This window comes from Limnohabitans sp. (assembly GCF_031539175.1).
Classification (GTDB): Bacteria; Pseudomonadota; Gammaproteobacteria; order Burkholderiales; family Burkholderiaceae_C; genus Limnohabitans.
Window position 1 is genome coordinate 1 of the sequence record NZ_JAVKLQ010000065.1, and the last position, 26,082, is coordinate 26,082.

At 55.6% G+C, this 26,082-nt stretch carries 21 protein-coding genes; 5 read left to right on the forward strand and 16 right to left on the reverse strand.

Annotated features, from left to right (window positions below; translation table 11 throughout):
- Positions 1 to 306: 306 nt before the first annotated feature.
- Genes RMS95_RS11615 through hsdR form a run of 5 tightly spaced genes read right to left on the reverse strand, consistent with a single transcriptional unit; the run spans position 307 to position 7,460 of the window.
- Complete coding sequence (locus RMS95_RS11615; RefSeq protein ID WP_310646339.1) at positions 307 to 1,320, reverse strand: Abi family protein; 1,014 nt, start codon at positions 1,318 to 1,320, stop codon at positions 307 to 309.
- Positions 1,321 to 1,336: 16 nt separating this feature from the next.
- Positions 1,337 to 2,995: a restriction endonuclease subunit S gene (locus RMS95_RS11620; RefSeq protein ID WP_310646341.1), complete on the reverse strand. Its 1,659-nt coding sequence runs from the start codon at positions 2,993 to 2,995 to the stop codon at positions 1,337 to 1,339.
- Positions 2,992 to 4,461, reverse strand: a complete 1,470-nt coding sequence (locus tag RMS95_RS11625) for a class I SAM-dependent DNA methyltransferase (protein WP_310646343.1) — start codon at positions 4,459 to 4,461, stop codon at positions 2,992 to 2,994. The genes RMS95_RS11620 and RMS95_RS11625 overlap by 4 nt, the downstream gene beginning before the upstream one ends.
- Positions 4,462 to 4,489: 28 nt before the next feature.
- Positions 4,490 to 5,071, reverse strand: coding sequence for an SHOCT domain-containing protein (locus tag RMS95_RS11630; RefSeq protein ID WP_310646345.1), 582 nt, complete (start codon positions 5,069 to 5,071; stop codon positions 4,490 to 4,492).
- The gene (gene hsdR, locus RMS95_RS11635) at positions 5,001 to 7,460 is read right to left on the reverse strand and encodes an EcoAI/FtnUII family type I restriction enzme subunit R (RefSeq protein WP_310646347.1); all 2,460 of its coding nucleotides are present in this window, start codon (positions 7,458 to 7,460) and stop codon (positions 5,001 to 5,003) included. The genes RMS95_RS11630 and hsdR overlap by 71 nt, the downstream gene beginning before the upstream one ends.
- Before the next feature lie 144 nt (positions 7,461 to 7,604).
- Between hsdR and RMS95_RS11640 the strand changes: the two genes are divergently transcribed.
- Complete coding sequence (locus RMS95_RS11640; protein WP_310646349.1) at positions 7,605 to 8,039, forward strand: DUF4377 domain-containing protein; 435 nt, start codon at positions 7,605 to 7,607, stop codon at positions 8,037 to 8,039.
- A gap of 3 nt (positions 8,040 to 8,042) precedes the next feature.
- Here the strand turns inward: RMS95_RS11640 and RMS95_RS11645 are convergent, their stop codons facing one another.
- Entirely contained in the window at positions 8,043 to 9,086 is a 1,044-nt protein-coding gene (locus tag RMS95_RS11645) for a homocysteine S-methyltransferase family protein (RefSeq protein ID WP_310646350.1), read from the reverse strand.
- Positions 9,087 to 9,196: 110 nt separating this feature from the next.
- On the opposite strand from RMS95_RS11645, the gene recQ reads away from it, so the two are divergent.
- Complete coding sequence (gene recQ, locus RMS95_RS11650) at positions 9,197 to 11,086, forward strand: DNA helicase RecQ (protein WP_310646351.1); 1,890 nt, start codon at positions 9,197 to 9,199, stop codon at positions 11,084 to 11,086.
- A gap of 19 nt (positions 11,087 to 11,105) precedes the next feature.
- Here the strand turns inward: recQ and RMS95_RS11655 are convergent, their stop codons facing one another.
- The 10 genes from RMS95_RS11655 to RMS95_RS11700 all read right to left on the reverse strand — a co-directional run bounded on the left by RMS95_RS11655 (position 11,106) and on the right by RMS95_RS11700 (position 23,087).
- The gene (locus RMS95_RS11655) at positions 11,106 to 13,037 is read right to left on the reverse strand and encodes a helicase HerA domain-containing protein (RefSeq protein ID WP_310646352.1); all 1,932 of its coding nucleotides are present in this window, start codon (positions 13,035 to 13,037) and stop codon (positions 11,106 to 11,108) included.
- The gene (locus RMS95_RS11660; protein WP_310646353.1) at positions 13,034 to 14,506 is read right to left on the reverse strand and encodes a hypothetical protein; all 1,473 of its coding nucleotides are present in this window, start codon (positions 14,504 to 14,506) and stop codon (positions 13,034 to 13,036) included. The genes RMS95_RS11655 and RMS95_RS11660 overlap by 4 nt, the downstream gene beginning before the upstream one ends.
- Positions 14,503 to 15,573 carry a hypothetical protein gene (locus RMS95_RS11665; protein WP_310646355.1) on the reverse strand — a complete coding sequence of 357 codons (1,071 nt, stop codon included), beginning with the start codon at positions 15,571 to 15,573 and terminating at the stop codon, positions 14,503 to 14,505. Before RMS95_RS11665 ends, RMS95_RS11660 begins: the two co-directional genes overlap by 4 nt.
- Before the next feature lie 6 nt (positions 15,574 to 15,579).
- Complete coding sequence (locus RMS95_RS11670; protein ID WP_310646357.1) at positions 15,580 to 17,268, reverse strand: ATPase, T2SS/T4P/T4SS family; 1,689 nt, start codon at positions 17,266 to 17,268, stop codon at positions 15,580 to 15,582.
- Positions 17,265 to 17,825: a hypothetical protein gene (locus RMS95_RS11675; protein WP_310646359.1), complete on the reverse strand. Its 561-nt coding sequence runs from the start codon at positions 17,823 to 17,825 to the stop codon at positions 17,265 to 17,267. The genes RMS95_RS11670 and RMS95_RS11675 overlap by 4 nt, the downstream gene beginning before the upstream one ends.
- Positions 17,809 to 19,194, reverse strand: coding sequence for a type 4b pilus protein PilO2 (locus tag RMS95_RS11680; protein WP_310646361.1), 1,386 nt, complete (start codon positions 19,192 to 19,194; stop codon positions 17,809 to 17,811). The genes RMS95_RS11675 and RMS95_RS11680 overlap by 17 nt, the downstream gene beginning before the upstream one ends.
- 13 nt (positions 19,195 to 19,207) lie before the next feature.
- Positions 19,208 to 20,884, reverse strand: coding sequence for a hypothetical protein (locus RMS95_RS11685; RefSeq protein ID WP_310646363.1), 1,677 nt, complete (start codon positions 20,882 to 20,884; stop codon positions 19,208 to 19,210).
- On the reverse strand, positions 20,868 to 21,374 hold the full coding sequence (locus tag RMS95_RS11690; protein ID WP_310646365.1) for a toxin co-regulated pilus biosynthesis Q family protein: 507 nt from the start codon (positions 21,372 to 21,374) through the stop codon (positions 20,868 to 20,870). The genes RMS95_RS11685 and RMS95_RS11690 overlap by 17 nt, the downstream gene beginning before the upstream one ends.
- A 114-nt stretch (positions 21,375 to 21,488) precedes the next feature.
- Entirely contained in the window at positions 21,489 to 22,103 is a 615-nt protein-coding gene (locus tag RMS95_RS11695) for a type II secretion system protein (RefSeq protein ID WP_310646367.1), read from the reverse strand.
- 138 nt (positions 22,104 to 22,241) lie between these two features.
- Complete coding sequence (locus tag RMS95_RS11700) at positions 22,242 to 23,087, reverse strand: A24 family peptidase (RefSeq protein ID WP_310646369.1); 846 nt, start codon at positions 23,085 to 23,087, stop codon at positions 22,242 to 22,244.
- A gap of 99 nt (positions 23,088 to 23,186) precedes the next feature.
- On the opposite strand from RMS95_RS11700, the gene RMS95_RS11705 reads away from it, so the two are divergent.
- The 3 genes from RMS95_RS11705 to RMS95_RS11715 all read left to right on the forward strand — a co-directional run bounded on the left by RMS95_RS11705 (position 23,187) and on the right by RMS95_RS11715 (position 25,952).
- Positions 23,187 to 23,672 carry a lytic transglycosylase domain-containing protein gene (locus RMS95_RS11705; protein ID WP_310646371.1) on the forward strand — a complete coding sequence of 162 codons (486 nt, stop codon included), beginning with the start codon at positions 23,187 to 23,189 and terminating at the stop codon, positions 23,670 to 23,672.
- Between the two features lie 37 nt (positions 23,673 to 23,709).
- On the forward strand, positions 23,710 to 23,850 hold the full coding sequence (locus RMS95_RS11710) for a hypothetical protein (protein WP_310646372.1): 141 nt from the start codon (positions 23,710 to 23,712) through the stop codon (positions 23,848 to 23,850).
- A gap of 239 nt (positions 23,851 to 24,089) precedes the next feature.
- On the forward strand, positions 24,090 to 25,952 hold the full coding sequence (locus tag RMS95_RS11715) for a phosphoenolpyruvate carboxykinase (GTP) (protein WP_310646374.1): 1,863 nt from the start codon (positions 24,090 to 24,092) through the stop codon (positions 25,950 to 25,952).
- The last annotated feature ends 130 nt before the right edge of the window (positions 25,953 to 26,082 follow it).

Consider the following 26,082-nt stretch of genomic DNA (forward strand, 5'->3'; position numbering starts at 1 on the left):
CCGTGACGGATGAGGAATTGACTATGATTGAAAACCGATTGAATCATCGCCCCAGAAAGCGACTAGGATTCAAGACACCTCACGAGGTATTCCATGCCTCGTTAAAGCGTGTTGCACTTCGTCCTTGAATCCGCCTGTATTTAACCCATGCGCGAGTTGTTATCCAGCGACACAGATAACAAATTTAAAGGTTTTAGAGAACCGGTTTCAAAAAATCTTGGGGGAGTTTGGTAGACTGTTCCCAACACGGCCCCCTTCGGCAAAACGCTTCGGCGTCAAGCTGCTTGGGGGTTTTTCTTTGGCCGCTCACCAAGCTCGCTGTTCCCACGAAGCATCGACACCCATGCCATGCAGCGTCAGGCCTACGTGGCGCAAGTCTGGAAAATCGCTTTGCAGCAAGGTCACCAAGCGCTGCCCCCAGCCTGACGATGGGTTGATCACCGTCATCAAATGCTGGCAAATGCACAGCAACACAAACGGGCGGGCACGCAAGCTTGCGTTTGGGTCACCCTGAAAACCATCCAGTGCTGGCACCTCACCCACAGCAGGCAATTTGGGCTGATCCACCACGTTACGGTTCCACAGGCGGCTGTGATGCGCACACACATTGCGCAAATAGTTCAAGCTGCGCAACCAACTGTCAAACACCCGGCCATCGCTCACGCCATAGGCGGCTGCAATGTTATCTTGCATCTCGGTGGTCAAGCCAGCAAACAAGGTCGACATGCAGCCGAAGTCCCACACCTCGCAAGCCACCCAAATAGGCAATGGCAAGCCGTATTTTTCTTTGTTGTGTTTGATGAACTCTTCGCGAGACCGGTTGATCAACTTCGCGTGCTTGACCAACCATTCGTGATGCTTGGTCAAACCCGAGTCGAGGCTGACGTCACTTGCAAAAGTGTTGTGAAAAATCGCTGGATTCATGTACGCGAAGCGATCTACCTTGCCTAAGCAATGTGACAAATCTACGCGCAAAGCAATCTCAATGCGCTCCAGCGCATCCATCGTGAGTAAGCGCAGTTTCTTGTCGAACACGTACAAGTCCACCGCATCTTGAAAGCGCGTGCCAGGTTTGAACTCATCCAAAACGGGACGCTCAATCACCACCTTTTTGGGCTTGCGCCTTGTCTTAGGGTCCAGAGGGGAAAACGGAACATCGCGCACCCGCATGTCATACCAATAACCACTGAGGCGGTAATAGCCAATGCGCTCCAGATAGTCGCGGGCTTTGGCAAGGTCGCTGATCGCCATGCCCCGTTCGACCAACTGCGCGAGTTGATCGTCCACACTCAACCAAGGTTTTTCGTTGCGTGAAGCCATGGTTGGGTTGCGCGCCTTAACCCGTCACCAAGGCATCGGCCAAATGCGACTGCATCGCTTGAGCAGCCTCTAGGCGTTGGCGCAAATCATCGCAAAGGCTGCGGAGTTCGTTGACGCGGGTGACGATGCGAGATTGTTCTACGCGAGGCGGTAGCGGTAAAAGCAATAAATCCCACTTGCCTTTGCTAATGATCGGCGTTGCCGATCCTGTCGCAGCGCTAAGAACAGCCTGTGTGAAATCAATTGAAGACATGGCATTCAGAACGTACTCACTGGACAACAACAGCGGATGAATGCTATTAATTTGTTGGTTGAATGCCGTTGGAAATGTAGCTGCAGCACATTTCCCAATAGAGCCACCTATGCAAACCATCAAGATGTCACCTGGTTCAACAACGGCTGACTCCAAAGTACCAAGTTCAGATATGAATTTTTCTGCCGACAGAATCTGACCATTTGGGGTAATTTGTCCAGGCCCGATAAATGGAAAATTTCCATCGAAATACTCTGGCTTGCTAGACGCGGGCGTTCCACCTGTTTGTGTAACCCCAAGGCTACCCAGCCTTACCCACTCCCACCCCTGCGGCAACTCAAACGGTTTTTCTTTGTCAGTGATGGGCGGCAGGGGTTTGTCGCGTTTGATCTTGCCTTGGGCGATGAGGTGGTCTTTTTCGGTGCGGATTTTTTGCAGGAGGACGTTGGCGGGTTCGTCGGTGGGGTCTTGGGGGACGAGGAGGCCGCGCACTGCCAGTTGAAGGATGGTTTGTTCAAGGGCATCCACGGCTTCGGGGCGGTCGAGCAGCACGTCGAAGTGGGTGGCGATGCGTTGCCAGTTGTTGACCAGTGCCTCGGGGGTGTCGCTTTGCAGCAGGCTGCTGAACAGGGTGCTGACGAGACGGGCGTGTTGTTCGGCTTCGAGCTGGCCTTGTGCTTCGAGGGCGTCGCAGAGTTGCATGAGCTCTTCGACGCGGGTGACGATGCGGGATTGTTCTGACTCAGGCGGTAATGCAACGACTTCTTTATAAACATCATTTCTATTTATGCCCGGTATGGCTGTGGCCTTGTCATGCTTACCTAGCTTCAACGATACAAATAAAAAATAACTGAACCGAAGATCAATACCGCTAGGTGGCGTTACGAAGTAACTTGTGTCAATTGGCCAGAATGCACTCAATGACATGTTGACCGCGCCAACCGAACCTTTTCTTCCAACAATCAATGATGGTGATTGAATAAGACTCTCGTTGTGGAAACCGACAATCCCATTGGAGCCATATACAGGTATGTCGCCATGAAGACGAGACTTCTCCGGCATTGCTGAACCATACTCAAGCTTAAAAACAGAGCCAAGTCGCACCCATTGCCAGCCATGTGGCAACTCAAACGGCTTTTCCTCGTCATCAATTTCAGCCAAGGCTTTGTCCCGCTTGATCTTGCCTTCGGCGATCAACCGGTCTTTCTCTGCCCTGATCTTCTTGAGCAGTTCACTCGCAGGCTCATCGCGCGGGTCTTGCGGCACCAGCTTGCCTTGCACGGCCAGCGTCAAGATGAGTTCGCGCAGGCGGGCCACGCCACCGGGAGCTTGGGCGATCAAGTCGAAATGCCGCACCAGTGGTGGCTGCAAATTCACCAGGTATTTGGCGCTGGGCTCTTGCGCCGTCAGCACTGCGCTCACGCTGGGGCTCCCAGCGATTGGGCGAGAATGCTTTTGAGTTGGTCGCGCAGGCTTTGCGCCTCGGTTTGCAGACGGGCGTATTCGGTCAACAGTTGCTCGGGGTCGTGGCTCACCACTTCGGCGGCGTGGGGGTTCTTTTGGTCGAGGTTGTAGTTGGCGGCCTTGATTTGATCAATGCTCACCTTCCACGCGCGTTCGTTTTCCACGCGGGCGGCAAAGCCATCGGCCTCGGTGCCCCACCAGGCTTTTTCGGCATCGAACTCTTCGATGCGGATGGGCTTGGTTTTGTTGTAGTTCTTCACCCCCGCTGGGTAGGGGTGCTCGTAGTACCAAACGTGTTCGGTGGGCTTGCCTTTGGTGAAAAACAGCAGGTTGGTTTTGATGCCAGTGTAGGGCGCAAACACGCCGTTGGGCAGGCGCACGATGGTGTGCAGGTTGCATTCGGCCAGCAGTTGTTCTTTGATGCGCGTCTTCACGCCTTCGCCAAACAGCGTACCGTCGGGCAGCACCAGTGCGGCGCGGCCGTTGGTTTTGAGAATGTGTTTGATGAGCACCAAAAACAAGTCCGCCGTTTCTTTGGTGCGCACATCGGCCGGAAAGCCTTGTTCGATGCCCGGCTCTTCAATGCCGCCAAAGGGCGGGTTGGTCAGGATGACATCCACGCGCTCGGCGGGGGTGTAGTCGCGCAGCGGGCGGGCCAGTGTGTTGCCGTGGGCAATGAGGCTGGGCATTTCGATGCCGTGCAGCATGAGGTTGGTCACGCACAGCATGTGGGGCATTTGTTTTTTCTCAACACCGCCAATGCTGTTTTGCAAAACGGCTTCGTCTGCCGTGTTGTGCACTTGCTTGCGCAGGTGCTCGATGGCGCACACCAAAAAGCCGCCCGTGCCGGTAGCCGGGTCCATCACGCGCTCGCCCAGCTGGGGGTTGACCATGTCGACCATGAACTGCGTCACGGCGCGGGGTGTGTAGAACTCGCCCGCGTTGCCCGCGCTTTGCAGGTCTTTGAGGATTTTTTCGTAGAGGTCGTTGAACTGGTGGCGCTCGGCTTGGCGGTTGAAGTCGATCGCGTTGAGTTTGTTGATAACCTGGCGCAGCAGCTGGCCGCTTTTCATGTAGTTGTAGGCGTCTTCAAACACGCCGCGCACCACATAGCCACGGGGGTTGCGCTGGGCGTCACCGCTCAGGCTTTTGAGGGTGGCAAAGAGTTGGTTGTTCACAAAGTCCAGCAGCGCGTCGCCGGTGATGCCTTCGGCATCAGCGGCCCAGTTGCGCCAGCGCATGGCTTCGGGGATGGGGCTTTTGTAGTCGTCGCGGGTCAGTTCCAGCTCTTCTTCGAGCGCGTCAAACACTTTGAGGAACAAGAGCCAGGTGAGCTGCGAGATGCGCTGCGCGTCGCCATCCACGCCGCTGTCTTGGCGCATGATGTCTTGGATGGATTTGATGACGGAGGAGAGGTTGGACATTCGGATTCTTTATTGACTCAAAACCGGCTTAGCGGTCCAAGACTTTTTTCTTTTCAGCAGCGAACTCGTCTTCGGTCAAGACACCTTTGACTTTCAAATCGTGCAGCTTGCTTAGCTCTTCGAATTTATCGACCGATGGAACAATTTTGCTTTCCGCTTCAATGACCGTTGGAGAAGTGTCGTCCGGCAAAGCCACCGGGCGTTCGGTCTTCGGTCCTTGCTTGATATTTTTGTAAACACCCAAGCCTGCTCCAACTACTGCACCAGCGACAGGTCCAACCAAGGGAATGGGTACGGCCACAGCCGCACCAATCGCTGCACCTGCCGCCGCGTCTTTGGCCATATCGGTCTTGAGTGCATCTTTTCCAAGACGACCTACCTCTGTTGCTGTCTTGCTTGCAGCATCGACCAAAAAGTCAGATGCACGTTTGATGTCTCCCGCATCAGGCCGCATATCTTTGGCAGATGTCACCAAGTCACCCGCTTTGGATTTGGCTTTATTGAAAAGATCTTTCATGGTCTTTGTGTACCCGTATTCGTTATGTTGATGTGTTGTACAGCTCGCGCTCCAGCGTTTGCAATGCACCCAGGTATTGAGGGCGGCCGCCAAAGCTTTTAATGAGTTCAACTGGGCTGCCAAAGTCTGTAAAGGGTTGCACCTTCAAAACTTCGTTGCTCTCGATTGTCGCAATACCTTCATCGGCATATTTGTCGATGAGGGCGTCCATCACTTTGCGAGCCACTGTGCCGTATTGGGTGAACACGTTGCGCTTTTTCACGCGGTTGGCGCGCTCGCGGCGAGTGAGGGTCGGCTGGTTGTAGGCGACGTGCAGCAGCAAATCAAATGGGTCTAAGTCTTGGCCCACCTCAGCAGCCAAGGCGTCGATGAATACGCCTTGTCGTTCTAGCTCTTCCATCAACACAGCTTTGCGTTCGGCGTGGTTCCACGCTTGCAAGAACTTGTCGAGCGAGTCGTATTGCTTCACTAGGTTGATGCGGGTGTAGTCGCGCAGGCTCTCGGTGATGAGCTTGCCGTCGGCGTTGAGGTATTGCACACGCTCGCGCGCGACAGAGACAGACACATTGCCGAGCACGTATTTTTTGGGCTCGCCTGTTTCTGTGCCGCCATTGCCACTGCCTGGGGCAAAAATGCCACCTTCTTCGTTTACGGGCGTACCGCTAGGAGGATTGCTAGGGAAAGGTGTGTCGCCCGGTTGCTCGGGCGGTGCGACGGGCTGGTCGGGCGTAGGCTCGTAAATTTGCACGGGCTCGCCGTCAAACTTGGGGTCAGCAAAGTTGTCAGTGGCGCGCTTGAAGTCGATGATGGTGAACCACGTTTTGCCCAAGTCTTCGCGCAAGCGCGTACCGCGACCAATGATTTGCTTGAACAAGGTCATGGACTTGATGTTTTGGTCCAGCACGATGAGCTTGCAAGTTTGCGCGTCTACCCCGGTGCTCATGAGCTTTGAGGTGGTGGCAATGACGGGGTAGGTTTTTTCGGGGTCGATGAAGTTGTCTAGCTCTAGCTTGCCTTCGGCGTTGTCGCCGGTAATTTGCACCACGTATTTGGGGTTGTCTTTGCAAATGTCGGCGTTGGCATTGCTCAGGGCTTGGCGCATGCGCGAGGCGTGGTCGATGTCTTCACAAAACACAATGGTTTTGGCGTAGCGGTCGGTCGCCTTGAGGTATTCAGTAATTTTGGCGGCCACAACTTCGTCGCGCTTTTCGAGCACGAGTTTGCGGTTCATGTCGCTGGCGTTGTAAACGCGGTCTTCCACCACATGGCCAAATTTGTCAGTCATGCCTTGGGTGGGGCGCCAGCCAAAGGTGTCTTTGTCTAAATCTACGCGCACCACTTTGTAGGGCGCGAGGTAACCGTCTTCTATGCCTTGCTTGAGGCTGTAGGTGTAAATGGGTTCGCCAAAGTAGTCGCTGTTTGAAACGTCTTTGGTTTCTTTGGGTGTGGCGGTCAGGCCCACATGGGCAGCGCTACCAAAGTAGCGCAAGATTTCGCGCCAAGCCGAGTCGTCGTCGGCGCTGCCGCGATGGCACTCGTCAATGACGATGAGGTCAAAGAAATCGGGCGAGAACTGTTTGTAAATGTTTCGCTCTTCTTCTGTGCCTGTGACAGCTTGGTAGAGCGACAAATAAATTTCGTAGCTTTTATCAACGAGTTTGGTGGTTTTGTTGACCGCTAGGTCTACGTCATCCACCGTCACTTTGCCTTGTGCATCCACGCGCTCCACGCCTTTGGCGTTGGGGCTGAGTTTGGCCATTGCGCCTTTGAACGGGCGGAAGTCATTGACCATGGTTTGGTCAATCAAGATGTTGCGGTCGGCCAAAAACAAAATGCGTTTTTTAGCGCCGCTTTTCCACAAGCGCCAAATGATTTGAAACGCGGTGTATGTCTTGCCCGTGCCAGTGGCCATGACGAGCATGGCGCGTTTTTGCCCTTGGGCAATGGCTTCAACCGTGCGGTTGATGGCGTTCATTTGGTAGTAGCGCGGGGTTTTGCTGGGCGCGTAGTCAAACTCGGTGACTTGGCGAACTTCGGGCGTCCAGCCTTTCCAAGCGCAATAGCGCTCCCATAAGTCTTGGGGTGAGGGAAACTCCTCAAGCGTGAGGTTTTTCTCCAGCACGCCATCGGCCAAGGTGGCGTCACGAAACACAAAGCCATCGCCGTTGCTGGCAAAGCTAAACGGCACGCCCAGCAAATCGGCATAGTTGATGGCTTGGGCCATGCCCGCACCCATGGCTTTGTTGTTGTCTTTGGCTTCAACTACCGCGATTGGAATGTTGGACTTGTAAAACAACGCATAGTCGGCGCGCAAAACCGTGCTTTGGTCGCGGTGTGATTTATTGCCCCGCACCGTGACGCGGCCTACACGCAGCGGATATTCGCGATAAATCTGGTCGTGAATGTTCCAGCCCGCACGCGCTATGGCGGGGCTAATGAACTTTTCGCAGATGTCGATTTCGGAGAGTTGTTTCTTATCCAAAAGGGTTCTCGCTAACTTATAGGCGGGAATAAGTAATGTTTGTATTTTTAATCATTTTGTCCACTTTTCGAACGAGTGTGACGTTAATCAAGCTAGCTTCGCTTTCAAACCCAATTTATGTTCACTCGTCTACTTTTGACATCTTTGCTTTTGATTTCCGCCCAAACCCAAGCCGGCATCTGCACCCGCGAATACGCCCCCGTGTGCGGCCAGTTACCGCAGCACACCCAAACGTTTTCAAACCGCTGCATGATGAAAGATGCGGGGGCCACTTGGCTGTCAGATGGTGAATGCCCGTCAAGCCGGGCTCAAGCAAAAGCCAAAAACATCACGCTCACCGTAGCGGGTCACGACGTGGCGTGCGTCGCTGCTGCACCCATGCGCTGCTTGCAAGTGAAAGAGGGCGGCGCAGAAAAATGGTCTGACTTTTACGGCCACATTGAGGGCTTCACCTTCACGCCAGGCATGCAATACAAATTATTGGTACGCGTGACGCCGATTGAAAACCCGCCAGCGGATAGCGCCGACAAACGCTATGTAATGGTGCGCATGTTGTCACGCGTTTTAATGCCGAATTAAAACTTACGTCGCTTCGCGGTAAAAAGGCCCTGCACTCAAAGCGCGTGCCATTTGGTCAGCCACCGCATTGCCAATGGCCGCGATGTGCTCAGGCGTGGTACCGCAGCAGCCACCCACGATGTTGACCAAGCCTTCCGCCGCAAACTCGTGCAGCAAGCGGCTTGTCACATCAGGCGTTTCGTCAAAGCCGGTGTCACTCATGGGGTTGGGCAAGCCAGCGTTGGGGTAGCAGCTGATGAACGTGTCGCCTGCGACCTTGTTAAGTTCTTGGATGTAAGGACGCATCAGCGTCGCGCCCAGGGCGCAGTTCAGGCCAATGGCCAGCGGCTGCGCGTGGCGCACGCTGTGCCAAAACGCCGTCACAGTTTGGCCGCTCAAGATACGGCCCGAGGCGTCGGTCACGGTACCGCTGATGATGAGCGGCAAGCGCTCACCCGAGGCTTCAAAGAATTCTTCAATCGCAAACAACGCCGCTTTGGCGTTGAGCGTGTCAAAAATGGTTTCGACCAACAACACGTCGGAACCACCTTCAACCAAAGCTTTGACTTGGTCGTAATACGCGGCGCGCAGTTCTTCAAAGTTGACATTGCGTGCGCCCGCGTCATTCACATCAGGGCTGATGCTGGCGGTTTTAGGCGTGGGGCCGACAGCGCCAGCCACAAAACGGGGTTTGTCGGGCGTGCTGTATTTGTCGCAGGCTTCGCGGGCAATGCGCGCTGAGGCCAGGTTCATCTCATAGGCCAAGTCGGCCATGTCATAGTCGGCCTGGGCGATGGTGGTGGCACCAAAGGTGTTGGTTTCAATCAGGTCAGCGCCAGCAGCGAGGTAACGCTCGTGAATGTCACGAATGACATCGGGGCGGGTGAGGCTGAGCAACTCGTTGTTGCCCTTCACGTCTTTGTGAAAGTCTTTGAAACGCTCGCCGCGGTATTGCGCCTCGGTCAACTTGAAACGCTGAATCATGGTGCCCATCGCACCGTCAAGGATGGCAATGCGTTTGGCCAAAATGGCGGGTAATTCTTTTGCGCGTGTGTAGGCTTGGGTCATGGGTCCATTGTAAGAAGCAGGGACAATAGCTGGCTCATGCCTTCGTTCGTCCCCACTTGCCCCCCCTCTCCACGTCTTGTCAGCTTAGTCTGCGCAAGCCGAAAGCTGCCGTGTCCACCCCTGTGAACCCCCAAGACATCCTGCGCGAGGTCTTCGGGTACGGCGCTTTTCGTGGTCCCCAAGAAGCCATCGTCAACCACGTGTGTGGCGGCGGCGATGCCTTGGTGCTCATGCCCACGGGCGGCGGCAAATCACTCTGCTATCAAATTCCGGCCATTGCGCGCCAGCGGGCGGGGCACGGCATCACCATCGTGGTGTCACCGCTTATTGCGCTCATGCACGACCAAGTGGGGGCGCTGCACGAAGCGGGGGTTGAAGCCGCCTTTTTAAATTCCAGCCTCAGTGGCGAAGAAGCCAATGCGGTGGAGCAACGCCTGCGACGCGGCGACATCACCCTGCTTTACGCCGCGCCCGAGCGCATCACCACGCCGCGCTTTTTGGCGCAGCTGGACATGCTGCACGAGCAAGGCCAGCTCAGTCTTTTTGCCATCGACGAAGCACACTGCGTGAGCCAATGGGGCCACGACTTCCGTCCCGAATACCGCGCGCTCACCGTGCTGCACGAGCGCTACGCAGGCGTGCCACGCATGGCACTCACGGCCACGGCCGATGCGCTCACGCGTGCCGACATCGTCGAACGCTTGCAGCTCGAAGACGCACAACAATTCGTCAGCAGCTTTGACCGCCCCAACATCCGCTACACCATCGTTGAAAAGAAAGACGCGTCCACCCAACTGCTGCGCTTCATCCAGCGTGAGCACACGGGGCCGGACTGGCAAGACAGCGGCATCGTCTATTGCCAATCGCGCAAGCGCGTGGAAGAAGTGGCCAACAACTTGTGCGAGGCGGGCATTGCCGCGCTGCCGTACCACGCGGGCTTGGATGGCGCGATTCGCCAAAAGCACCAAAACCGTTTCTTGCGTGAAGACGGTTTGGTGATGGTCGCCACCGTGGCGTTTGGCATGGGCATCGACAAACCCGATGTGCGCTTCGTGGCGCACTTGGACATGCCTAAAAACATCGAAGGCTATTACCAAGAAACCGGCCGTGGCGGCCGCGATGGCCAAGCTGCCCACGCCTGGATGGCCTACGGCTTGAACGATGTGGTGAACCAACGCCGCATGATCGACGAAAGCCCCGCAGGCGAAGAGTTCAAACAAGTCATGCGCGGCAAGCTCGATGCGTTGCTGGCCTTGGCCGAAGCCACGGATTGCAGACGTGTGCGCCTGCTCGGCTACTTTGACGAAACCTACAAAACTGCAGAAAGCGGGGCGCCCAAGTACACCTGTGGCAACTGCGACAACTGCCTCAACCCACCTGATATTTGGGATGGCACTGAGGCCGCACGCATGCTGTTGTCCACCATTTATCGGGTGAAGCAACAAAGCGGCATGTCATTCGGGGCTGGCCACATGATGGACATCTTGCGCGGCAAAGCCACCGAAAAAGTCAGCCAATACGGCCACCAAAGTCTGAGCACATTCGGCATCGGTGCGCATTTCAGCGAAGTGCAATTGCGCGGCGTGTTGCGCCAACTCATTGCCATCGGCGCTTTGGGCGTGGACGCGCAAGCCTTCAACACCTTGTATTTGACCGAGGCCTCACGCGGCGTGCTCAAAGGCGAAGTCACCGTGCGTTTGCGTGCCTCGGTGTCCACCCCCGCCGACCGCAAAGCCAAGCGAACCGCCAGCGGCGCGACCAAGGCGGCACCGATTGCACTCGATGACGAAGGCCAGAAACGCTACGAAGCGCTCAAGACCTGGCGCGGCGAAGTGGCGCGCTCGCACAACCTGCCCGCCTATGTGATTTTTCACGACGCCACCTTGGCGGCCATTGCACAAGCCGCACCGCACGATTTGGAAAGCCTGCAAGGCATTGCAGGCATTGGCGCTAAAAAGCTTGAAGCCTACGGCGAAGAAGTGTTGCGCGTGGTGGCTTAAAGCGAAGGCCTGACGTCACTCAAGGCGCATCCACAAACCGCGTCTGCCCGTTGTAGCGCCCCGCTTGCACAGGGATCAAATATCGGTTCGAGTACGCCAGCATGCGCATCAAACCCGGCGTGCGCATGCGCATGATGTCTTCCTCGCAACCTTTGAACGCCAGTTGCACAGAAGCCAATCTGGCCGCCTCGCGATCGCTGGACAAGTGACCAATGAAGAAGTTTTCAGTCTGCGCCAACAAGTCCTCATTCACTGTAGATGGCGACTGCGTGGAGTAAACGATGCCAATGTGAAACTTCGCCCCCTCTTTGGCAAAACGCGAATACACGTCGATCACGTTTGACGCGCTGGATGGAAAAATCATGTGCGCTTCTTCGAAATAAATTTGCACATACCGGTCGTTCAACGCGTTGTTCACAAATTTTTGCTCTTGGGCGTGAAACACCGCCACCGACAACGTTTTGGCAAAGTAACGAATGATCTTTTCATTCGCGCCCCCCAAATCCACGATCACCGTCTTGCCCACATGCAGCGCCTGCAAGATTTCGTCAATGAACCCATCGGCAATCGGCGCATGAAACGGCATGCAAGGACGCAACACGAACGGGCCATCTGACGTGTTGGGCGTCAAGAACCTGGCCATGATCATTTCGTCCAACTCAAACAAGAACACGCCATTGCGCGTCAAGCTTGGGTCGTTGCCGTAAGACAGCGCAAACTTCGCAATCACACGCATTTCGGCGCACATTTCTAAGAACGACTTTGGCGCCGCGGGTGCTGGCTGGGCGTTGATCGCTTGGTAGGCCGCCAACCGCAACGCTTGCGAAAAGCAAGGGTTAAACAGCGTTTTGAAGCCCATGTGATTCAAGATCTGAACCAAGCGCACCTCGTCGTGGTCAAACCCTGCCTCATGCAAGATCGTCCAGAACAACATGACTTTGCGCAGTACACGCAGCGCCATGTCTTCGCTCATGCGTGGGTCGCGTACCAACTCGGGCAAACGACAGTTCAGCAAGGTGCGCACATAGTCGGTGGCCACCGTCGACTCCGGCAACAACTCGCGCATGATCTCGAACGCTTTGTCCGTTTGCTCAAAGAAGTTAAAGCGCAGCAGCTTGCCGTCGGCATTGCCGCCTCGGTCCGTCAAGAAGTACACCAAACAACGGTCTCGGTAGGACGACGCAATGGAGCCACCGTCTTGTGGGTTGTCGTTGGCGTATTCGCCGTTCACATCAAAAATCAGCTGTCCAACCGAAGAGTCATGCGCAGTGATGTCCAGCATGCCCTGCACCAACAACTTCACCACGTTACTTTTACCCAGGCGGGTTTTACCAAACATGGCGGTGCGCTTGCCGCGCACATCGCCCATCGACAGGTAAATCGGCTGCGGCTGTTGCGTGTACGCATTGGTCTCGCTCTCTCGCAACACACCCAGGTTGATGCGCTGCCCGCGTGGCACCGTGCCATTGAGGATGATGGCCAACATCAGTTGACAAGGCATGAACGCGCAGTAGCGACTGGCATGCCCAAGACGCCCAGCATCGCCCGAAAAACGAAAGCCATTGGCGCCCGCAGCGTCCAGCAACAAGGTGCCCAACACCTCGAACGACAACACGCTCAGACTGAGTGCATCGCAACCCGGCGTCGCGGCCACCAAGCGGTTGCAATGGCGTAAGTGGTGCTCGCTCAATTCGAGCAGCGACTTCACATCCCGCAAGCGCAACACGATGAACTCAGCGCGACTGATGTCTTCCTCGCGAGGCGCTTGTAGCGCCTCCTGAAACGGCGTGCCTGGATTCGTGTGACGCACCATCACCACAAAACTACCGCGCGTCAACCCTTGCGTATCGGGCTGTGCATGCAGATTCGCTAACACCTCGACGTGGTCGTAGTGCGCGCTGATGACGGGGCCCAAATAATTCGTGGGCGCGAATGAAACGTGGTTAATCATGGGTTGATGCGGTAAAACCGGATAACAAAGTAGGCATATTCGGCATTAAATAATTGTGAGAAAAGACCAGCGCCCGTGTAGAACATGAATTTGTAATATCCAAAACCGTCCACCTCAAACCCGTAATTCGTCTGCACCACGCCATTCAAGCCGTTCGGTTGATCGACAGCACGAACCACCACAGGCTGCCATTCATCATTCTTCAGCGAGGTGATGAGCTCGACTGGGCCACCATTGCTGAATGAATACCCCACAGAGCACCCCGACTTCGGACAATGGGTGACGCTAAGCGCCATCCCTTGACCGCTGTTTTTATTCAACACAAACTCATAGTACTCAAGGCCATTCACCGTGCCCTTTGCGGATAAGGCGGCCCACTTGCCGGATTTGCACATCAAAATTGTGTCGCTGCCAAACGACACGTTTTCTTTGCTCGCGTCACATGCATCGCCTTCCACTCGGCTACCCAGTTTCAGGGCCTCGGCATTGACCATCTTGGCGCTCACAGTTTGCGCATTGACCGACTCCGCGGTCAGCTTACCCACGTCCGAAATGCTGTTGTTGGCAAAGCTCCAATCTGCAGTCGGCGGATTGCTGCCATCCACACGTGCGTGGTTGTTGGCGTAGGACGCACCGTAGCCATTGCGCACGGCCACAATGCCGGCCATCCCTATGTTGGTGGCGCTGCGCACAGGGTTGGGAATTTCAAAGTTCGCGCCCTTCAACTCGCCACCTTTGGTGATGTTGGACATGGCGGCATCGGCACCAATCTGGGTCCACGCTGCGCTGATGCGGTTGGCGTAGCCAAAATTAGTCGCGCTGCTGAAGGTATAGGGCTGGGTGTTGAAGACCAAGCTGGTCAAACTGGTGGTGGTCTGTGGGCCGCAAAGACCGGTTACCGCATCAGGCGCTTGCGGCGCACTCACCGAGGCCGGGTTAGCCGCGTGCGTTGCCAAGCACACACGGTCGATGTTGATGAATAAGCGCCCCTTCGCCTTGGTGTTCGATGCGACACCCGTACTTGCATTGGCCTCAGCCACCACAGAGTCCATGGGCAATGATGGCACGCCTGCAACCACGCCTGCTTTTTCAGGAGGCAAGTACCCCGCAGCAATCAATTCAGCCACGGTGGGTTGCATGCCATTGACCATGCTCACCGTGCTTGAAATTTGCAATCCACAAGCCATTGGCGTGAACGCTCCCGACGTACCCACCTTGAATGTCGTGGTGCTACAGCCCACATGCAGCTTCTCTAGCGCCGCATAGTGAGTGACCATGTAGTTCCCCACAGCGGTGTTGATGGCTGCATACTGCTGACCCACGACGCGGCCTTGTTCAGCTTTTGCGGTCAAGTTTTGAAGATACAGCCCATAGGCCACCATGGCCGTAAAAACTGCCATGGCGATCATGACCTCCATCAAGATGAAGCCTTGTACGCGGCGAATTGGGGTGGTGCGTCTCATACTCATGTGGGCTTGATTGCGCTTTGAATTTCCATGGTGGTTTGCATGAAGCCGAGCATCATGCCGCCCAAAATAAGACCGCCAACCACCAACATGATGGTGTTCACCTTGCCAGACGCGTCCTCCACCGTGCGCACAATTTTGTCAATCGATCCCACACCAATCTTCACAAAAGCAGTCACAGGATCGCGCCGCTTGGCAGCGTCTTCAATGCGGTCTTCGATCATTTGGGTCAACAGACCTGTGCGAAAAGCCGTGCCAAATTTGGCGGCACTCTGGTCTGACAAGCTGCGCAAAATTTCTCTCAAATGCCAGCGGAGCCAGGGACTGCTGTATTTCATGGCGCGCTCAATGGCTGAGCGCAGCGAGACGCCCGACTTGAGCAGCACGGACAGCGACACGATCAGCATTGAGCCCGTATACACGCGGTACATGCCGTAAGGCATGAAGCGGTCTAAGCGGCGGCGCACGGGCCCCTGCCAGCGCGGCAGCGAATAGGTAAAGGCCCCCACCAAAGCCACAAATCCCAACAAGGTGTGAAGGCCAAAGTGCAAGATGTACTCAGACACACTGTATAAAACACGACCCATATATGGCCACAACGCAGGGTCAAACAACTGGGCCACAATGGGTACGGCAAACAGGGCAAAGCCCGCCAACATCGCCGAAAAAACAGCCAACAACACCACGGGGTACACCACGGCCTTGCGAGCAGAGGCTTGCATCATGTCAATCTTCTCGACGGTCTCCGCCAAGAAAAACAAGCCCTTGGCCAACTCGGCATCACCGCCGCGTTGAATCGCATCCAACAAAATCAACTCAGTGGGCGACACGATGGGAATTAAAGCATCCGACAGCGAACCCACTTCGGTGGCCTGCAGCATCTCCAAGTACATCAAGGCGTCGCCACGGTTGCGTCGGCGTGCACGAGCTTCGTAGTCTTTCAGCGTAGAAAACAACGGCACTTTGTCGGCCAGCGACGACGCCAAGTCGTAATAAAACTCCGCACGACGCGCGCGCAAAGCATTGCGTGCACTGCGCAACAAGATCGCATCTATCCACGAATTCAGCATGCTGGTTTAGACCTTAGGCGCAAACAACTTGGGCAAGCCAAAGTTCATCTCAAAATAATACGGGTCAATCAATCCCCTCGACATGTCGTACAGCGCGTGGCCCCACGCCTCTTTGCCTGTCATATCAGCCTCGTTGAATTTGGCCGTGCGCTTGGCGCGCCACGCTTTACGGGCTTCGATGTCTTTGCCGTCCTTGAGCAGCAAGAACATGTCTTCGTCCGGCAAGATCACTTCCGCGCTCACCTTCACGCCCTTCACGCCCGCGTGTTTGCTATTGGAGTAATCAATGTTGGGCTTCAGGCATTCGTCGCAACCGCAATCGCTCGCACAATAAATGTCACGCACATCCAGACCAAAAATCGTTTGATACGGAATCAGCGCAGCGGGTGACATCACGTCCATCGCACGCACCTTGCAGGAAGGACAGTTGATGGGCGTCAACACTTGGTACACCAAGGCCGACAAAAACTCGGGGTTACACACGTTGTCGCGCAACAGCCCTAACGCCTTCGACGTCAAACGGTCCACCACGCCCAAGGCCGACGTGGCGTGAACGGTGGTCAAAATTTTGTGTCCCGTTTGAATCGCGCCCAAGGCCATCTCGGCCGAGAACTCATCGCGAATCTCGCCAAACATGCCCACGTCGGGGTCCATCCGCAAGAACGCCATCATGGCGCCTTTGAAGGGGTTCGCCGACTCATCGCCATTTACGCTGCGCTGAATCGACAAGTGCGATACGCCGTTGACGTGGTACTCCACCGGGTCTTCGATGGACACAATTTTTCGGTTGCCCTCTTGCGCCAGTTGCGTGAGCAAGGTGTTCAAAGTGGTGGTCTTTCCCGAGCCCGTGATGCCCGCAATGAAGATGCCGCCCCATGAGCTGCCCACCGCCGTTTGCAAGGCATCAATTTGTGACGGGGTGTAACCCAAGGTATCCAAGCTCAGCTTCTTTTTGTTGTCTTTGTTGGTGCGCAAAATCCGCATGATCACATCCATGCCTGACACGGCTGGATGGCTCTGAAAGCGCAGGTTCACCGTTTCTGACCCCAACGCAAAAGGAATCATGGCTTGCTGCGCCAGCGATTGGTTGAACACGCCTTCCGAACGCGAGCGCTCTTCGGCAATGATGTTGTAGACCGCCGAAATGCCGTCGAGCGCAATTTGGTAAGGCACGGCCGTCAGCTCGCGCATCAAACCATCCAAACGCACGCGCACCATGGCGCGGTTGCCGCGCAACTCAAAGTGCAAATCGGTGGCACCTAAGTTGATGCAACTGGCCAACACATCGCGAAACCAACCAATGGGTTGTGACTCGTTGACGATGTCACTGACCACTTCAGCGTCTTCTTCGATTTGACGCGCCGTTTCTTTGCTCACACGTCCCACGTCCCGCAGCAACACGTTCATCACCTCTTCGCTGCATGTGGCGTGGCCGCGTGGCAGGTAACCACGGGCTTTCAAACGCTCGCGTAGCGCAAACCACGCCACCTTGTTTTGCTCTTCTGGCATGCACAACAAAAAGTAACCTTTGTCTTGCAAACCCAACGCCACCAAGGTGCGCTCTTTTTCTTTGGGGACGGTGGTAACGGCCTCGTGTCCGTGCGTCAGCAAATTGCTGAAGGTCGGCACATCTTTGAAGTTGCTAATGAATTGCCCTGTCACAGTGCCTGGGGCGATGATGCTGGCGACACTCATGGCTGCATCGCAGGGCGCATCAATTCGGGGGGCAGTGGTGGGCGAGCACCCAAAACACCTGTAGCCGATCCGACAACTGGCGCGCCCATTAACAGGGGAGCCTCAAAATAGCCCTGTAATTGCGCGTGCGACGCAGGCGGGAAGACTTCCACCATGTGGACCTTTTTACTCATCTGCTGCCCCTTGGGTAGATACGCAAAATCGGCCGAGTTAGCACTCAAACGCACCAACATCCAAGGCCCCACGCGACGGTGGTTTCTCACCAAAGAAAGGGGGTACACCTTACCTTCGTAGACCACCTCGGCGGTCAGGTCACGGTCTAGGCCGGTGATGCTCCAAATTTTGGGCTGCACCACCTCGGTACGCGCAGGTTTGGGCAAAGGCACAGATTCACTGCTCGCACGCACGCCGGGGCGCAAGCCCAATTCGCCGGACTTGCTGGCACGGGCCAACTCAATCGCTTGCTCTAGGGTGGTACCTGTGCTTTGCGCGTAAGCGGCGCTCGCACAGAAGGTACAAAGCAGCCAAGTGGCCACGCATTTATTTAGCTTTTGCATAGTAGCTTCCTTCAATCTTGTATCGGAACTCGCGCGCGCCACTGAGCGCAATCTTCAAGTTCTCGGGCACGACGTAGTCGGGCATAGGCAGCTCGGGCAAGCTCCAAATGTCATGTTCAATGCTCCACGCGCCCTTGACGATGGGGCGCATCAATTCAGCCACGTTGCCCTGCCCGCCAAATAAACTTGTCTTGCCCAAACTCACATTCAAATTTTTCAGCAGCGAAAGATCTTGCAACTGGCTGCCCCACAGCTTTTGGACCTCTTGTTCAACGGGGAGGGTTTTAAGGTCAAGGCCTTTTTTGCTGTTGACCGCGACCGTATCGTTGAGTTTGTGTTGTGTGACCACTTCGGCCTTGACCAACTCGTTGTCGATCTTCAGGCCTGTTGTCGCCTTCAGGGCAGGTGGCAATTGGGTTTCAAAACTTTTGAACGTGCCCGATGAACGGACCCACACGATGTCGCACACCAACTGCTTGCATTCGAGGGTTTTGAAATTCCAGCCCCCGACGTTCAAAGGAACTTTGGCAAAAAATTGACGCCAAACCTGCACATTGCGGCTTCCAGGCTCGCCTGCGGTCTTGAGTGCAAAGGCCAAACTTTGCTCGTACATCAAGTTCGGATTTTGCGACGTGGCATTCAACGCATCTTGCTCCGCTTGACGCATGTCGAGGTACTGCTGAAAGCCGTACAAACATGTCGCGACAAACACCATCCCCACCAAGCCCATCAGCACGCGCAACTTGATGTTTGGAATACGCTTGAGCTTGGACTTCACGTCGGCTTTGTAGGCCACCTTGTTCAGCTCCAGCGGCTGAATGTCATCCACCCAGCTCACATTGCCGTAGCTGTGCACCAACTGCGAGGTGTTGATGTCGTTGAACTCGTGAATGATTTGCTGAATTTCCTCTTGAGTTCCCATAACGTCGTAGCCGGGAATGGGGGCGTACTCCATCAAGCCCACCAAGCCGCACTGCTCGCCGCTTTGAAAAACAAACAACTCGACCCCGCCTGCCGAAAAATGCTGCGCAAACACCAGCGCTGCGGCATGGGCATTTTTCACGTTCTTAGGCAACGCACCAAACAGGCCGACCGTGCTCTCGTACTCGTTGAGAACGTGGTGCGCATAGCCTTCGTTGAAGGCGATGTTTAGAATTTTTTTCCAACCCGTTTCTTCAGTCACAGGTGTCCACGCACCGCCAAACACCAAGTGCTTGCCATTCACCACCAGCGCTTGGCAAAGCGCTTGAGCGCCCGTCTCGTCAGAGGCTTGGTCATACCCGCTGGGCAAAGCCTCAGCCTTGCCACTGAGCTCTGCTGACACAGGCGCTTTCACCTGCCCTTTGAGCTTTTTCCATAAATTCAACATCACAACACCAAGCTCATTGCAGGCGCGGCGTGATCAAAATCACGGTGCTTTGCTTGCTGGTTTTGCCACGGCGGCTGCCGGGCACCACCCCGCGCACCATGTCGTTTTCGTCACGCAGATTGGTTTCGCGCTCAAAGCCCGACATCACCATCGTGTCGCCCGAGGCCACATTGATGCGCTGCATGGTGCTGTAGCTGTCCACGCTGGGTAACTGAATTCGGTTCAACGTTGCGCCCGAGCCGCTGGAAAAGTCTTTCAACTCGCGCAAAGCGCTGACTTGCAAGGTGCTTTCAATCAACACACGGTTGGAGTCCATGATGACGGGCATCAACACCATGCTGAATCCGGTGCTGACGGTGCCCGGCGTCAGCGTAGCTCCCGTGGCCACACCGGTCACGGCATTGTTGGCACCGGCTGTGACTTGCGCCAAATATGACTCGCTGCTTTGCACGCCCAAGGGGACGGGTTGGCGATTGGTCGTGGCCACCACAGTGGAGTAAGTCGAGGTGACGCGGCCGTATTGCTCCAGCGCATTCACCAAAGCTTTGACCGAGCCTCCGTCGTTGCGCGAAATCGCTGCGCCGACTGAGCCACCGGTGGAGCCACTGAACACCCCGACAGAGCCGGGGGCGTTCAAACTCAAAGCGCCACCCAGACCACGGCTCACCACGCTCCAGTCAATGCCGGTGGCGTGTTCTTGCTTTAGGTCCACTTGCAGCACTTCGACATCGAGCACGATTTGGCGCAGCATGGTGTCGTTTTGCTTGTCCAGAAACTTGGCCACGGTGTTCACGTTTTGCAATGCGTCGGTAACCGTCACAGTGCCGTTTTTGGGGTCCACCTGAATGCGACCGCGTGGCGACACCAAGTTTTTCAACGTGGCTTCCAACATGGGCCACACATCGCTTTCAGCTGTGGCTGTGGCGGTCATGCCACCGCCCATACTGACTGCACCTGAAGTTTTCAAACCACCGGCCAAAGCTTTGACAGACATGGAGCGCGTGACCACGCGCGAAAAGGTGATGCGCCCTTGCTGGTACTGCCACTGCACGCCTGCACGAACGGCGATGTAGTCCAACAAGCCCGTCGCGGTGCCGCTGTAGTTCAGCTCGAAGGTGCTACTCAGTTCTTTATCCGTGAACGCTGCTTGGTTGGCGCCAGCATCCGCTGCGCGTTGTTTGATGTCGTTGTTGTCTTGCATCGCCTTGCTGGCAGCTCCAGCTCCCGCGTTCAGTGCCACGTTGGCACCGCCCATGAGCATTCCGCCTGGCATAGCGCCGTTGGCGGCTCCACCTGGCGTGGCAATACCGGCAGCCTGTCCGGGGGCAAACATGGCAGCGTCGAGCAAGGCATCGGGCGTCAAAACCACGGGAATGTCGATCAGGCGCTGCACCATCTCGCCCACGCTACTTAAGCTGTGGCGGCCAGGCACGCGCATGGTCACTTTGCCCAAATGGGCGGGCAATTTGTCGATGCGCTCGTAAGGCACCGAGCGGGTGGTGAAGCGCGGCAAGCTTTCTTCGACCAAATAGGGGCTGGCCACTTGCTTTTTACGAATCAGCGTTTGGGCTACTTCGCCACGGGTTTGAATCTCCATTTGTTCGTTGGAGATTTTTTGATGCAGCTCTTGGGCGCAACCCGACAACAGGGCGAGGCTCAGTGCAATGGAAATCTTATTGAACGCCAGCATCTTGGTACCTTGAAATTCGCAGGGTCAATGTCGCGCTGTTGGCCTTGGCTTGCAGTGGGTAGTCGGTATTACCCAGCGATTGCATGACCGTGCCAACCGCCCTTAAGAATTCACCCTCTAGGTGCAAATTGGACTCGATGACAAAGTCACGCTCTGCCTCCCACACCAGTTGCCAGCCCGCGAGCTGTGCCCAGCGCTCCAAGGCACTGGACAAACGCTTTTCAGATTGCTCAATGCTCCAAACCTGACGCCCCCCCGTGCGGGTGGTGTTTGCTTCGAGCATCACGGGTTTGGCGCCCTGTATGGCGGCCCCGGCACGTTGTTGGGTAGTGAGGCCACTGTCCAAACTCAAGACGGCACGCGGGGAGCGAATCCACTCCACGTCGAGGGCCACACGCGTTGCAGAGATCGAGGGGTCTTGAGTTTGGGCAGTGGCAGCTGTGGCGAAGGCGCACAGGGCCAAGCAAAACCACCGGTTGAATTCAGACATGTTGGAGACTTTTTATCTTTTGCTGCCAGACACCCCAACTACACGCCGTTGCTGGAAACCTTGAATGAAAACAGGATCGGCGACGTAGAAAGGGGGTCAAGAAAATTTTTTGGATTACAAGGCGTACTGCACAAACACGTTTTTCTTCTTACCTGCGGCAGTAGCTGCGCAGCCTGTCGATAGCGTGGCACTGGTAGCTTTGCCACCCAAAGGTTTCACGTTTAGCAAGCCTGTCGTTGGCATTGCAGTTGTTGCAGCCGTGTAGGTTGCGACTTCGTCTGTGTCAATTTGCATTGCCGCGTTGTTCAGCGAAGCACCGAGTGATAAACAGGCGTTAGTTGACAAGTTGGTGATACCAATAAAGTAGCCAGTAGTTGTCGAACCGACGATGTAGTCACCGCCGAAGGGGTTTCGCAGCTTCCACACAGGCGCCGCAACTGTGCCCGTGTTGAGCACCACGTTTTCTGGCCACACCCCCATCGGTGCCACCGCTGCAACGGATGCCAAAAATAACTTATCCGACATCATGGTTGCGTACTTGGTGATGTTGGCAGTTGCGGCCGTCACTTGCTGCGCTGTGGTGTCAGCGTTGTTGTTGTCCAAAATTTTCTGCACACCAAACAAGGCGGACATGATTAAGACCGAAATGATGGCGATGGCGATCGACAGTTCGATCAAGGTGTAACCCGCTTGCTTACCGATTTGTTTGATTTGTGAATTAATCTTCATTTTTGATACCTTTTATGTTAATTTGATGCACATCGTTTTGATGTGTTGTGTACTATACAGTCAAAAATACTATTTAGTACTACTATTTAACAAAATTAACACTAAATTTGCATTTAATGTTTCATTTGTTGTTGTTTTTTAAACCAACAAAGCTTTTGTCAATTCAAAACCTAGGGTGTTGAGCCACAACACGGCCAGCGCGGCAAGCACCAAGTAGGGCCCAAAGGGCATGCGTTGGTCGGCGGAGCCTCGCCCTGTGAGATGCATCACCAGAGCTACCAGCACCGTGCCCACACTGGCGCCCAGCACCAGCAAGGGCAGCGCACCCACCCCTAACCAAGCCCCCATGGCGGCGAACAACTTGAAGTCGCCCGCGCCCATGCCCGCTTGGCCTCGGATCTTTTCAAACAAGTAAGCCACGAGCCACAAACTCATGTAACCCGCAATGGCGCCCCAAAACGCTGGGGAAAAGGGCTGCGCGGTCCAACCCAAGACGGCAGCGATCAACCCCGCCCACAACAAAGGCTGGGTGAGTTGGTCGGGCAAGAGCTGGGTGTCGACGTCAATGAAGGCGAGCGCGATGAGGGTGGTGACAAAGCAGGCCCACAAGACAGCTACCCAGCTCGGCCCCCAATGCATTGCGCACAAACCCCAAGCGGCCATCACGGCCAACTCCACCAAGGGATAGCGCCAAGACACAGGGTGCTGGCAATGGGCACAGCGGCCACGCAACAGCAAAAAGCTCAAAACTGGCACCAAATCGCGGGCGCGCAGAGTGGTGCCGCAATGCGGGCATTGCGAGCGAGTTTGCCAACTCATGAGTGGGGTCGCTTCTTCGTGGGGGACTGTCACTTCTAGATAGGCAGCGCAGTCGACTCGCCATTCCCGCTGCAACTGCTTGGGCAGGCGGTAGATCACCACATTCAAGAAGCTGCCCAACTGAAGGCCCAAGATGGCGAAGACAAAGATCAGAAAGCTATTCATACAAGTAAATCCTCAGGTTTCATATTTCAGGTAATTTTGACATTAAAAACTACATTGTCGTGATAAAGTACTACTAAATAAACTAATTTGGATTCAATCATGACTGTTAAATGGTTACTCTCCTTGACTCTTTTGGTTTTGACACCTGCCACTTGGGCCACCAACGCACCGTCGTGCTTGCAGTCAGCGGCGGAGTTTCACGGTGTGAACCCCCATTTGCTGCTGGCGGTGCTGCAAGTCGAGTCGGGGCTCAATCCACGCGCCGTGGGCAAAAACACGAATGGCACGGTGGACCTGGGCATTGGCCAGATCAACTCCATGCATTTGCCCGAGTTACAGCGCTACGGCGTGACCGAAAAGCATTTGTTAGACGCGTGCAAAGGCGCTTATGTGTCGGCGTGGTTTTTGAAGCGTGGGCTCGAGCGCCACGGCTACACCTGGTTTGGGGCCGCCGCCTACCACTCAGTGACGCCTGTACACAACTTGCGCTACCAAGGTTTGCTGAAAAATCAGCTTGCGCGCCAAGGTATTTCCCTCAACCCAGCACTGACGGTCTCGACCACGACAGTGGCGAGCATGAATTAGCATAAAATTTCAGCAATTAATTTTTGAGGAGCTGAACATGTCAAACCCCCACAACAACACCCACACCGGCGAACAAGACGTGGTGGAAGCCATCGTTCCACTCATGCCCATCGTGTTGCCTGCGGCTGGCGCCGTGCTGATTTTCTTGTTGGCTTTTATCGCTGTGTTCATGGCCTAAGCCTTCGTGATGCGCACTGATTTGTGACGCACCGCCCCAAAAAAGCGCCCTCACAGGCGCTTTTTTGTTGCCTTTTTGTCTCATCTTGTCCTGTTTATGACCCTTTGAAAGGCTGTGTAAGGGGTTAGATTCTTAAAATAGTCGACCCCCCGTGTCACACCACGGCAATGCATTGAGGTCAGAGCCTCGCGCCAACAAAGCTGGGCTCTGATCTCAATTTTTTGACTTAGGAGCTTTTGATGAACGTAAATGCACCCGCATATGTAAAGAACCCCAAGCTGGTCGCTTGGGTTGCCGAAATGGCAACCTTGTGCAAACCAGACACCGTCTACTGGTGTGATGGCAGCCAAGAAGAATACGACCGCTTGTGCCAGCAATTGGTCGATGCCGGTACTTTCAAGAAGTTAAATCCCGCCAAGCGCCCCAACTCATTCTTGGCGTGCTCGGACCCCTCCGACGTCGCTCGCGTGGAAGACCGCACGTACATCTGTTCTGAAAAGAAAGAAAACGCTGGCCCCACCAACAACTGGATGGCCCCCGCCGAGATGCGCGCCACCTTGAACCCTTTGTTTGACGGCTGTATGAAAGGCCGCACCATGTATGTGGTGCCGTTCAGCATGGGCCCCATGGGTTCGCACATTGCGCACGTGGGCATTGAGTTGTCGGACAGCGCCTACGTGGCGGTGAACCAACGCATTATGACCCGCATGGGCAAAGCCGTATTTGACGTGATCGGCACCGACGGCGCGTTTGTGCCTTGCGTGCACACCGTGGGCGCACCTTTGGCAGCTGGCCAAGCGGACGTGAAGTGGCCTTGTAGCAAAACCAAATACATCGTGCACTTCCCTGAGACACGCGAAATTTGGTCTTACGGCTCCGGCTACGGCGGCAACGCGTTGTTGGGCAAGAAGTGCTTTGCCTTGCGCATTGCGTCGAACATGGGCCGTGCGGCCTCGGAGGGGCCCTCCGGTAACCCAGGTTGGTTGGCCGAGCACATGCTCATCTTGGGCGTGACCAACCCCCAAGGCAAGAAGTACCACGTGGCAGCCGCCTTCCCCAGCGCTTGCGGCAAAACCAACTTCTCGATGTTGGTACCACCCGAAGGCTTCGACGGCTGGAAAGTCACCACCATCGGTGACGACATCGCTTGGATCAAGCCGCACTCAGACGGCAAGTTGTACGCCATCAACCCAGAAGCGGGTTACTTTGGCGTGGCCCCCGGCACCAACTTCCACACCAACCCCAACTGCATGGCCAGCTTGGACAAGAACGTCATTTTCACCAACGTCGCACTGACCGACGACGGCGACGTGTGGTGGGAAGGCATGGAGAAAGACACCGGCTCATTGCCTGACCACTTGATCGACTGGCAAGGCAAAGACTGGACCCCAGCCATCGCCAAAGAGACCGGCGCCAAAGCCGCCCACCCCAACGCCCGCTTCACCGTGGCCGCCACCAACAACCCCGCGCTGGACAGCCAGTGGGACGACGCCAACGGTGTGGCCATCGACGCCTTCATCTTCGGTGGCCGCCGCTCCACCACGGTGCCTTTGGTCACCGAAGCACGCAGCTGGACCGAAGGCGTTTACATGGCCGCGACCATGGGCTCTGAGACCACCGCTGCGGCCGCTGGCCAACAAGGCGTGGTGCGCCGCGACCCATTCGCCATGTTGCCGTTCATGGGCTACAACATGAGCGACTACTTCCAACACTGGCTCGACATGGGCGACAAGCTGGCAACCTCGGGCGCCAAGCTGCCCTCGATCTACTGCGTGAACTGGTTCCGCAAAGGCGAAGACGGCAAGTTTGTGTGGCCTGGCTACGGCGAAAACATGCGCGTCTTGAAGTGGATGATTGACCGCATCGAAGGCCAAGCCCAAGGCGCTGAAAACGTGTTCGGCGTGAGCCCTACCTACGAAGAAATCAACTGGACTGGGTTGAACTTCACGGCCGACCAATTCAAGACCGTCACCAGCATCGACAAAGCGGCTTGGGTCGACGAGTTGAAGTTGCACGAAGAGTTGTTCACCCAACTGGCTTACCACTTGCCCGTTGAGATGACCGCGACCAAAGTTGCCTTGGCTGCACGCTTGGAAGCGTAACCACGCCAGCCCAGCGCCAGCTGGGTCTTGAATGTGAGAAACCCCGCATTGCGGGGTTTTTCTTTAAGCGCCCTGGCATTTCGTATGCAAATGCTCAGATCGTTTGCAAGACAATTCACTCCTGTTATTT

Bases quoted from the DNA above. Each gene is read 5' to 3' on its own strand.
- RMS95_RS11690 (WP_310646365.1), bottom strand. From the start codon at position 21,374: ATGTCTGAATTCAACCGGTGGTTTTGCTTGGCCCTGTGCGCCTTCGCC.
- RMS95_RS11660 (WP_310646353.1), bottom strand. From the start codon at position 14,506: ATGAGTATGAGACGCACCACCCCAATTCGCCGCGTACAAGGCTTCATC.
- RMS95_RS11715 (WP_310646374.1), top strand. From the start codon at position 24,090: ATGAACGTAAATGCACCCGCATATGTAAAGAACCCCAAGCTGGTCGCT.
- RMS95_RS11670 (WP_310646357.1), bottom strand. From the start codon at position 17,268: ATGAGTGTCGCCAGCATCATCGCCCCAGGCACTGTGACAGGGCAATTC.
- RMS95_RS11685 (WP_310646363.1), bottom strand. From the start codon at position 20,884: ATGCTGGCGTTCAATAAGATTTCCATTGCACTGAGCCTCGCCCTGTTG.
- RMS95_RS11700 (WP_310646369.1), bottom strand. From the start codon at position 23,087: ATGAATAGCTTTCTGATCTTTGTCTTCGCCATCTTGGGCCTTCAGTTG.
- RMS95_RS11655 (WP_310646352.1), bottom strand. From the start codon at position 13,037: ATGATTAACCACGTTTCATTCGCGCCCACGAATTATTTGGGCCCCGTC.
- RMS95_RS11710 (WP_310646372.1), top strand. From the start codon at position 23,710: ATGTCAAACCCCCACAACAACACCCACACCGGCGAACAAGACGTGGTG.
- RMS95_RS11695 (WP_310646367.1), bottom strand. From the start codon at position 22,103: ATGAAGATTAATTCACAAATCAAACAAATCGGTAAGCAAGCGGGTTAC.
- RMS95_RS11675 (WP_310646359.1), bottom strand. From the start codon at position 17,825: ATGCAAAAGCTAAATAAATGCGTGGCCACTTGGCTGCTTTGTACCTTC.
- RMS95_RS11645 (WP_310646350.1), bottom strand. From the start codon at position 9,086: ATGACCCAAGCCTACACACGCGCAAAAGAATTACCCGCCATTTTGGCC.
- RMS95_RS11665 (WP_310646355.1), bottom strand. From the start codon at position 15,573: ATGCTGAATTCGTGGATAGATGCGATCTTGTTGCGCAGTGCACGCAAT.
- RMS95_RS11705 (WP_310646371.1), top strand. From the start codon at position 23,187: ATGACTGTTAAATGGTTACTCTCCTTGACTCTTTTGGTTTTGACACCT.
- RMS95_RS11625 (WP_310646343.1), bottom strand. From the start codon at position 4,461: ATGTCCAACCTCTCCTCCGTCATCAAATCCATCCAAGACATCATGCGC.
- RMS95_RS11680 (WP_310646361.1), bottom strand. From the start codon at position 19,194: ATGTTGAATTTATGGAAAAAGCTCAAAGGGCAGGTGAAAGCGCCTGTG.
- RMS95_RS11615 (WP_310646339.1), bottom strand. From the start codon at position 1,320: ATGGCTTCACGCAACGAAAAACCTTGGTTGAGTGTGGACGATCAACTC.